Origin of the sequence: Lutibacter sp. (assembly GCF_040883305.1) — a bacterium.
Classification (GTDB): domain Bacteria; phylum Bacteroidota; class Bacteroidia; order Flavobacteriales; family Flavobacteriaceae; genus Lutibacter.
Genome location: NZ_JBFLKT010000103.1, coordinates 1 through 3661 on the forward strand (window position 1 = coordinate 1; position 3661 = coordinate 3661).

The 3661-nt window shown below is 30.4% G+C and carries 4 protein-coding genes; all 4 read left to right on the top strand.

Going from position 1 to position 3661, the window contains the following annotated elements:
- On the top strand, positions 1 to 276 hold a 276-nt coding region (locus AB1Z17_RS03095; RefSeq protein ID WP_368050326.1), incomplete at its 5' end, for a dTDP-4-dehydrorhamnose 3,5-epimerase family protein.
- Entirely contained in the window at positions 269 to 1129 is an 861-nt protein-coding gene (gene rfbD, locus AB1Z17_RS03100; RefSeq protein WP_368050327.1) for a dTDP-4-dehydrorhamnose reductase, read from the top strand. The genes AB1Z17_RS03095 and rfbD, both read left to right, overlap by 8 nt.
- Positions 1130 to 1132: 3 nt before the next feature.
- Positions 1133 to 2143 (top strand): dTDP-glucose 4,6-dehydratase, encoded by a 1011-nt coding sequence (gene rfbB, locus AB1Z17_RS03105; RefSeq protein ID WP_368050328.1) that lies wholly within the window; start codon positions 1133 to 1135, stop codon positions 2141 to 2143.
- Positions 2144 to 2303: 160 nt separating this feature from the next.
- On the top strand, positions 2304 to 3587 hold the full coding sequence (locus AB1Z17_RS03110) for a nucleotide sugar dehydrogenase (RefSeq protein WP_368050329.1): 1284 nt from the start codon (positions 2304 to 2306) through the stop codon (positions 3585 to 3587).
- The last annotated feature ends 74 nt before the right edge of the window (positions 3588 to 3661 follow it).

The following is a 3661-nucleotide window of genomic DNA, read 5'->3' on the forward strand; positions in this document are numbered from 1 at the left end:
GTTGTAGAATTAAGCGAGGAAAATAAATACCAACTTTTTATTCCTAAAGGATTTGCCCATGGTTATTTAACGTTATTTGATGACACTATTTTTTGCTATAAAGTAGATGCTTATTACAATCAAAAATCAGAACGTGGTATTTTATTTAATGATCCAGAGTTAGCGATTAATTGGAATTATCCTGCTGCTGAATTAATTATTTCAGATAAAGATAAAGAACAGGTGTCTTTTAAAAAAGCCGATTTATTTGAACAAATGTTAAACGTAAATGAATAATATATTAATAACAGGTTCAAAAGGTCAATTGGGAATTGCTTTGCATAGTATTGAGCAAAATTACCCGAATTACACGTGTTATTTTGAAGATAAGCGTGTATTAGATATCACAAAACCTGAAGCTGTTGAAGCATTTATAACAACTAATAATATTAACGTAATTATAAATTGTGCTGCTTATACACATGTTGATAAAGCTGAAGATGAAGAGGATTTAGCTGCTGAAATTAATGATATTGCTGTCGGAAATTTGGCGCGTATTTCTAAAAAACACAAAGTGAAATTAATTCATATTTCAACCGATTATGTTTTTGATGGAGCTTCAGAAAAACCGTATGTAGAAACAGACCCTACAAATCCACAAAACAAGTACGGATTGACTAAGTTAAAAGGAGAAAAAGCTTTGCAAAAAATAAATCCTGCTAATGCTATAATTATTAGAACTTCTTGGTTGTACTCTTTAAATGGAAACAATTTTGTAAATACCATGTTAAGGTTGTTTCAAAAAAACAAAGAGGTAAAAGTAGTTTCAGATCAAATAGGTTCGCCAACAAATGCTACAGATTTGGCAAATGTGTTATTTACAATAATTCCACATATTAATACTAAAAATGTAGCAATTTATCATTATTCAAATATAGGAAAATGTAGTTGGTTTGAATTTGCTCAAGAAATCGCGAACATCACAAAAAGTGAATGTAATATTGTTCCAATTTTGTCAAAAGATTTTAATTCTAAAGTAAAACGTCCAAAATATAGTTTGTTAAAAACTGAAAAAATGCAACAAACGTTTCATATTGAAATATTATCTTGGCAAGATTCTTTAAAACAATGTTTAAATAAAATAAAATAAATTATGAATTCTATTTTAGTAACTGGCGGAGCTGGATTTATCGGCTCAAATTTAGTTGAATATTTAGTTAATAAATACTCAGATTTTAAAATTGTAGTTGTAGATTCTTTGACGTATGCAGGAGATTTAGAGAATTTAAGCGCTGTAAAAGATTTAAAAAATTTCACTTTTGTACATGGTTCTATTTGCGATCGTAATTTAATGGAACGCGTTTTTCATCATTATATCGTTCATGGGGTTATTCATTTAGCCGCAGAATCTCACGTAGATAACTCTATAAGTGAACCAGATGTTTTTATTGAAACCAATATTAAAGGTACGTTCACCCTATTAGATGTTGCTTATAAATATTGGATGGAAAAACCATTTGTTTATAAGTCAGGTTTTGAAAATGCACGATTTTTACATGTTTCAACAGATGAGGTTTACGGTACTTTAGGTGAAACAGGATTGTTTACTGAAAAAACACCGTATGCACCAAATTCACCATACAGCGCTTCAAAAGCAAGTAGCGATATGATTGTTAGAAGTTACCATCACACATATGGTTTAAATACAGTTATTACTAATTGTTCTAATAATTATGGTCCTCATCAACACGATGAAAAATTAATTCCTACAGTTATAAGAAAAGCATTGGCAGGTCAAGAAATTCCTATTTATGGAGATGGAAAAAACATTAGAGATTGGTTATATGTTTTAGATCATTGTAAAGGTATTGATTTAGTGTACGATTACGGAAAAAGTGGAGAAGTTTATAATATTGGTGGTAAAAACGAACGCGATAATAATTATATAGCAACCAAAATATGTGAACTATTAGATACGTTAGTACCAAAAGAGACTAGTTATAAAAATCAGATTACCTATGTTAAAGATCGTGCTGGTCACGATTATAGATACGCCATTGATGCCAGTAAAATTGAAAATGAATTAGGATGGAAAGCAGCAGAGAATTTTGAATCTGGAATTTTAAAAACTGTTAAATGGTATATTGAGAAGTATAGGGAGTAAGTTTGAAGTCTGGAGACCGAAGCCTGGAAGTCTGAAAATTCAAAGTTTTACGGTGGCTGAGCGTGTTCGAAGCCAAAAGTTAGAAATAAATTTAAGTTCTGAACAAACAGATTGCTTCACTGCGTTCGAAAAGACGTTTCAACGGTAACAAAAAAATAAAATGAAAGAAAAAATTAAAATAGCAATTATAGGTTTGGGCTATGTAGGCCTACCATTAGCGAGGTTATTTGCTACAAAATACAATGTTATTGGTTTTGATATTAATAAAAACCGAATTGCTGAATTAAAAAAAGGAACTGATAGCACTTTAGAAGTTTCAGACAATGTATTAAAACAAGTGCTTGTAAACAATTCTAAAAGTGAGAAGGGATTGTATTGCACAACAGAAATTAACAACATAAAAAACTGCAATTATTATATTGTAACTGTACCAACACCTGTAGATAAAAAAAACAAACCAGATTTAACACCGCTTATAAAGTCAAGTGAAGCGGTTGGAAGTGTTTTAAAGCCACAAGATATTGTAATTTACGAATCTACCGTATATCCAGGTGCAACAGAAGAAGTTTGTGTGCCAATTTTAGAAGAGGTTTCTGGTCTTAAATTTAATAAAGATTTTTTTGTAGGATATTCTCCAGAACGTATAAACCCTGGAGATAAAGAGCACACTGTTGAAAAAATATTAAAAGTAACTGCTGGTTCGATGCCTAAAATTGGAAAAAAAGTAGACAATCTGTACGCCTCGGTAATCACTGCAGGAACACATTTAGCACCAACAATTAAAGTAGCTGAAGCTGCAAAAGTGATAGAAAATTCACAAAGAGATATTAATATTGCCTTTGTAAATGAATTGGCAAAAATATTTAATTTGTTGAATATTGATACACAAGCTGTGTTGGAGGCTGCTGGGACAAAATGGAATTTTTTACCCTTTAAACCAGGTTTAGTAGGTGGGCATTGTATTGGTGTCGATCCGTATTATTTAGCACAAAAAGCGCAAGAAGTTGGATACCATCCAGAAATTATTTTAGCGGGAAGAAGAATGAACGATAGCATGGGAAATTATGTAGCTTCTGAAGTTGTAAAACTCTTAGTGCAACAAGATATTAAAGTTAAAAATTCTAGAATTTTAGTTTTAGGAATTACCTTTAAAGAAAATTGCCCAGATGTTAGAAATACAAAAGTTGTAGATGTAATTGAAAATTTAAAAGAATTTGGAACAGATGTTACTATTTTTGACCCTTGGGCAAATAGTACAGAAGTTAAACACGAATATGGTATTGAAACGTTAAAAATTATGCCTCAAAATAAATTTGATGGAATTGTATTAGCCGTCTCACATAACGAATTTTTAGAAATAGATTACAATAAGTATTTAAATCCTAAAGGTATCATATATGATGTAAAAGGTTTTTTGAATTGTGAAGTACATGGAAAACTTTAAATCTGTATAAAGTTTTACTATGGCTTAGCGGAGTATAATCGTATTTTAGAATAAAATTGAAATTAAAAATTGTA

What these genes read in the sequence shown, in the direction of transcription:
- AB1Z17_RS03110 (WP_368050329.1), top strand. Translation starts at nt 2,304, where the DNA reads ATGAAAGAAAAAATTAAAATAGCAATTATAGGTTTGGGCTATGTAGGC.
- rfbB (WP_368050328.1), top strand. Translation starts at nt 1,133, where the DNA reads ATGAATTCTATTTTAGTAACTGGCGGAGCTGGATTTATCGGCTCAAAT.
- rfbD (WP_368050327.1), top strand. Translation starts at nt 269, where the DNA reads ATGAATAATATATTAATAACAGGTTCAAAAGGTCAATTGGGAATTGCT.